This is a genomic window from Parapedobacter sp. (assembly GCF_053550995.1).
Genome location: NZ_JBMQOC010000080.1, coordinates 1 through 6,057 on the forward strand (window position 1 = coordinate 1; position 6,057 = coordinate 6,057).

Here is a 6,057-nt window from a genome sequence, read left to right on the forward strand (position 1 = left end):
CTGATGTATCACCCGCTGATGTGTCGGCCGCCGCCATCGTCGCCGTATCAACTGCTTGCGTCACCGTATCCACGGCTTCCTGCGAAAACGCACGATTTGTCAGCCCTATTCCCACAATGAGTGCCAGCACGAGGACCGCCCTAAACTTGCTATTATTTATAAAGCCCATTTCTTATTATAACGATTATCCCTATTTAGTATTTCGTATCTTTAAATTCATGTCGGTAGTCTTTAACTACCTAAATTTGATGGTGCAAACTCTCTTCCAAGAACGGATGCTTGGCCGGTGCTAATGCATGCTTACTCAACTTGTTTAGTACGAGGAAAGCAAACAACCCGGTAAAACCAAGGGCTGCCCCGATCTCCACCCAACCAAAAGCACGATGGGCTTCCACCGTTCCCGGCATCACCATGATGTAAAAGTCGAGCCAATGACCGAGAAGCAACACAATACACACCGCCCCAAGGACCTTCCTGTTACGCACAAAGTCGCGATTGACCAAAACCAACACTGGTATCACAAAATTGATGAATATGTTAATCCAAAACCAAGGTTTGTACTCCGGCTCCCAACGCTTATAGAAGTAAACGGTTTCTTCCGGAATATTGGCATACCAAATCAACATGAACTGTGCAAACCAAACATACGTCCAAAAAATGGAAAAGCCAAAAATCAATTTCCCTAGATCGTGCAGGTGATTTTCATTGACCCACGCCAAATACCCTGACTTCTTCAATAGAATTACAATCAATGTAATGACGCAAAGGCCACTCACGAATATCGCCGCGAAGTTATACCATCCAAACATGGTGGAAAACCAATGGGCTTCGAGAGACATAATCGTATCAAACATCCAGATGGGCGACGTGAATCCGAAAATCACCAAGAATATAGCCGAGACCTTGAAACTCCTTTTATAAGAGTTAAGTCCACCGTTTAGATCCTCGCTGTAAGAATACCTCGCCAAAAGCCACGCACAGATACTATACGCGCCCATAAACGCCACCTGCCTAATTAAAAAACCCGGCGCATTTAGGAAGGACGATTTACCGGCTATTAATGCGTCATAGTTTGCACTGTTGGGATCGGTCAGCCCTTCGCCGAACCAGTGATGGTAAAGATTATGAGAGAACAACCCGCTGACGATAATAATGAGTAAAATCAATGATGCAATCGGCAATACGTACGCCATTGCCTGCGGTATTCTTATCAAGCCGGATGGCCAACCTGCCTGCGTAACGTATTGGATGGCCAGAAAACATCCACCAGCGGCGCATACACCTGTAAAATAATATCCCATCAGCAGCAAGTTGGCGTAAGTACGTTCTACGGTGATGTGGTCGCTGGAGAGCAAGCCAATAGCGATAGTCACGACGCCAATGGCTAACGCGACCAAACTCACCACTTTCCCCCTTCCAGTGAATTTAAATTGCTCGCTGAAGTTATAATCGTTATGATGACTGTGAGTTCCCATTTAATATAGCTGATATAATATTAGTTCTTTTGTAATTCTCCAACATACATGACCACCTGCCAGCGCTCTTCGGGCGACAGTTGCGATGCATGCGATCCCATCATGTTCAGCCCGTAGGTAATGGTGTGGTATATCTTGCCGTCGCTAAGATCAGCCATCAATCCACCCCGGGAAGAATTGATGCCGTCTGAGCGTGCATAGGATGGCGGTGGAGGAAAGTTTTCCAGTTGGCGCGATTCCGCCTCCAAGGTCCTGTCTTTCGTAATTGGGCCATCGCCATGCCCCTCGGGGCCGTGGCACACCGCGCAATATACTTGATACAATGCCTTCCCTTTTGCAAGGTTGGCTTCCGTACGGATAAGTGGATTCACGAGTTCTGCACCCGCACGCTCGTAATCTTCCGTCGTATTGCCATAAGGGAACCGCTCGAAACCGACAGGTACCGTGCCTGCCGGTGGCATCTGGGCAGTTTTCCCGTCAGCAAAATTCGGATTCGGCTGATCAGGGTTATAACCCAAGGGATCATACATATTCCGTGAAAACTCCCAGCCGCGGCTACGCGTAGTGCCGTCGCCGCAGGAGGTCACCACGGCCGCAATTGCGACGGCTGCACCTACAGCGCTAAGAAGTTTCATCTTATTCATAGCTAACATATTTTCGTTCATTGTACTTCACTTCAACCGCACCTGCCGACTTCAACAGGCCTTCTATCTTGTCATGGTCCGCATTGTCTTTGGCATCGATGGCAATAATGAACCGATCGTCCGTGGCTCGAAAATCCATCACGCGAGGCGCACGGCCCGGAAACAGATGGTTACGGAAAAAGAATGTAGCCACCATACCCAATGCGCAAAGCAGAATCGTTACCTCGAACGTAACGGGTACGAATGCCGGCAAGGGAAGCGACGGCTTGCCACCAATGTTCATTGGCCAATCGTAGGTCATCGTATAAAAAAGCAAGCTGAACCCGAGGCACGTACCTGTAATCCCGAAGCAAAAAGCAGCAATCGGCAAGCGTGAAGGCTTAACACCGAGCTTTGCTTCAATACCGTGGATCGGCATGGGTGTAAAGCAATCGTAGATGCTGACGTTGTTAGCTTGCAATTTATCAATTCCGTCCATCATTTCATCCGGATCGGCAAAACTACCAAGGATATACTTAATATTGCTCATTGCGCTATTTCGTTTCTAATTCGTTAATTTCTTCTTCGGTAACCGAGTCGTACTTCGTCAGCGACTTTCTGAAAAATTCGACTTGTTCCCTATCCTGATGGCCCTCCCCAATCAGCTTGGTCTTTTGCTGCAAACTGGCACTCTTGAGTAACAGTTTCACCTCGGCAATGGCTATGCCCGGCAGAAAACGCAGAAACAGCAGGAACAGCGTAAAGAAAACGCCAACCGAACCGACAAATACACCAACATCTACCCACGAGGGGTAAAACATGGCCCAGCTAGAAGGTAAGTAGTCGCGGTGCAATGAGGTGACGATAATCACGAAACGCTCAAACCACATCCCGATATTGACTACAATAGAAAGTACCCATGAAATGGGAATACTAGTACGGATACGTTTAAACCAAAACAATTGGGGCGAAATAACGTTGCACGTCATCATTGTCCAATACGCCCACCAGTAGGGTCCCGCAATCCGATTGGCAAACGCATACATTTCATATTCAGACCCCGAGTACCATGCGATGAACAACTCCGTCAAGTAGGCAATACCGACAATAGAACCCGTAGCCAAGATAATTTTGTTCATGGACTCGATATGGAACATGGTAATGTAATTCTCGAAGTTGAGTACCTTACGCATGATCAGCAACAGGGTCTGCACCATCGCAAAGCCCGAAAAGATAGCCCCTGCAACGAAATACGGCGGGAATATAGTGGTGTGCCAACCCGGGATTACCGATGTGGCAAAGTCCATGGATACGATGGTGTGCACGGAAAGCACCAATGGGGTAGAAATACCGGCAAGGATCAATGAAACGATCTCAAACCGTTGCCAGGTCTTCACTGAGCCGTTCCATCCGAATGACATAATGGAATATATACGCCGCTTCAAGCCAGCCGCACGGTCACGTACCGACGCAATATCCGGAAGCAGTCCGCAATACCAAAACACCAAGGATACGGTAAAGTATGTCGAAATAGCAAATGCATCCCATACCAACGGTGAGTTGAAGTTGACCCACAGCGAACCAAATTGATTGGGTAGCGGAAAAATCCAATAGGCCAGCCACGGGCGGCCCATGTGGGCAACAACATAGGTCGCCGCACAGATTACCGCAAAAATGGTCATGGCCTCGGCCGACCGATTGATGGAGTTACGCCAATTCTGGCGGAAAATCAATAGGACCGCCGAAATCAACGTACCGGCGTGGCCGATACCTACCCACCACACAAAGTCGGTGATATCCCACGCCCAGCCAACGGTCTTGTTAAGCCCCCAAGCACCAATACCGGTCCAGAATGTGTAACTTACACTAAATACCCACAGTAAAGCCCCTAACGCCGCTAACGTAAAGCCGATCCACCACGCCTTGTTAGGCTTGTTTTCCACCGGCAATAGGATATCGTCAGTCACCTTGGCATAGGTGATGTCTTTGCCGGTTACTAAAGGTTCCCTTATTATTGATTCGTTATGCGATGACATAAGTATGTTTTTTCAAAATTAATTAAGCGTCGTACGTGTTTCTAACCTTCGTCATATAACCGATTCCCGGCTGAACATTGATTTCCTCCAGCACATAGTACACACGTTCATTTTTCAGCGCTTTCGACACTTCCGATTCGGGATCGTTGGCGTCGCCGAAAATAATCGCATTTGCCGAACATGCTGAAGCACAAGCCAATTTGATATCACCGTCTTTCAATTGACGTTTCTCGATCTTTGCCTGCAACTTACCCGCTTGGATGCGTTGAATACACATCGAACATTTCTCCATTACACCGCGTGAGCGGGAAACCACGTCAGGATTAAGCACCAAGTGAGTAAACTCATTGTTAAGGTAATTATCGAAACGCGAGTCGTTCCAATAGTTGAACCAGTTGAAACGGCGAACTTTATATGGACAGTTATTGGCGCAATACCGTGTACCAAAGCACCGATTATAGGCCATGTGGTTCAGCCCCTCCGATGAGTGGACCGTAGCCAACACCGGACACACCGTCTCACATGGTGCATGCTCGCAGTGTTGGCAGAGCATGGGTTGGTGTACCACGGATACACTTTCCATATCATCCAGGTGACGGATCTCGTCTTCTTCCGTATAAGCTTGGCCGTCCTGCTCAATAGAATAATACCGGTCTATCCGTATCCAGTGCATTTCCCGACGGCGGCGTACTTCATCGCGGCCCACCACGGGTATATTATTCTCCAGATTACAAGCTACGATACAAGAACCGCAACCCGTACAGGCATTGAGGTCGATTGCCATCACCCACTTATGGCCAGGTTGTTCATATTTATTCCACAAATCGTACGTTTTGTGCGTATCGGTCCATCGGCCGGCGTTGTGGGCCGGATTTTCCTGGTATTTGGCAAAACTGGTTTCGCGAATAATGTTACGACCTTCGATGGTGTGATGGGTTTGGGTCTGAGCCAGCTCATATGAACCGCACGCTTTGGTCAACTTCGCTGTAGTGTTGTATTGCATTGTGCCGTTTTGAAATTTCACCAACGGATATGCATTCTTACCCACATTGTTACCGGCCTTACCAGCTTTGGTACGGCCATAACCTACAGCGATGGATACCGTCCCCATCGCTTGGCCTGGCTGCATCAATACCGGTAATGTAATCTTGTAACCGTTTTCCCCTTCCACTGTTACCAAGCTATTTTCTCCCAAGCCCAATGTTTCAGCAAACTTCGGATTGAGCGCCGCATAGTTGTCCCAAGTAACCTTGGATACGGGGTCGGGCAACTCTTGCAGATAGGCATTGTTCGCCTGTTTGCCATCCTTGAGCGCAACGCTTTGGTAAAGCTGCACCTCGACATCCTTTGCCTGGGCCTTGCTTTGGTTGGCGATCGCTTGTGCTATGGCACCCAAGCCCGATACATCGAAACTGTAAGTTCCCGCCGGTTGGTCACCCTTAAATTCAAACCCCGTTTGCAGGACATCTTTCCATGTCTTAGTACCACCGGCAAGAATCTGCTGCTCCCAATTGTTCTTGACAAACGTATAATAATCGATATTATCGCCGGCCCAAACCAAAAGGCTTTGTTCCGCTTGGCGGGTGTTGTATACCGGATTGATCGTTGGTTGCACAATGGTATAGTAGCCACCGCGTGGATGCGCATCACCCCAAGACTCCAAAAAATTATGGTTTGGAGCAATCGCCTCCAATTCCGCCGCAGTTTCATCCTCGCGATCTGCAAATGAAAGCTTAAATTTGATTTTTCCGAACGCCTCCGCTACCGCATTCGTTTTGGCATACTCGTAGAGGGGGTTGGTATTCATGAAAAATGCGACATCCACCTCACCGCGGCCCGCTTCTGCCAAAAACGCTTCAAACGCTTCATCGTTGCCTTTATATTGGTGAGAAGGATTATCCAAATCAATGGTACTGCCATAGC

Annotated in this window: 5 protein-coding genes; all 5 read right to left on the reverse strand. The window is 48.2% G+C overall.

Annotated elements, in window-relative coordinates:
* Window positions 1–239: 239 nt before the first annotated feature.
* The gene (locus ACO1NT_RS11205) at window positions 240–1,475 is read right to left on the reverse strand and encodes a quinol:cytochrome C oxidoreductase (protein ID WP_449048715.1); all 1,236 of its coding nucleotides are present in this window, start codon (window positions 1,473–1,475) and stop codon (window positions 240–242) included.
* 20 nt (window positions 1,476–1,495) lie between these two features.
* Complete coding sequence (locus ACO1NT_RS11210) at window positions 1,496–2,119, reverse strand: c-type cytochrome (RefSeq protein ID WP_449048716.1); 624 nt, start codon at window positions 2,117–2,119, stop codon at window positions 1,496–1,498.
* Window positions 2,112–2,648 carry a DUF3341 domain-containing protein gene (locus ACO1NT_RS11215; protein WP_449048717.1) on the reverse strand — a complete coding sequence of 179 codons (537 nt, stop codon included), beginning with the start codon at window positions 2,646–2,648 and terminating at the stop codon, window positions 2,112–2,114. The genes ACO1NT_RS11210 and ACO1NT_RS11215 overlap by 8 nt, the downstream gene beginning before the upstream one ends.
* A 4-nt stretch (window positions 2,649–2,652) precedes the next feature.
* Window positions 2,653–4,134 carry an NrfD/PsrC family molybdoenzyme membrane anchor subunit gene (gene nrfD, locus ACO1NT_RS11220; RefSeq protein WP_449048718.1) on the reverse strand — a complete coding sequence of 494 codons (1,482 nt, stop codon included), beginning with the start codon at window positions 4,132–4,134 and terminating at the stop codon, window positions 2,653–2,655.
* 22 nt (window positions 4,135–4,156) lie between these two features.
* On the reverse strand, window positions 4,157–6,057 hold a 1,901-nt coding region (locus tag ACO1NT_RS11225; protein WP_449048719.1), incomplete at its 5' end, for a 4Fe-4S dicluster domain-containing protein.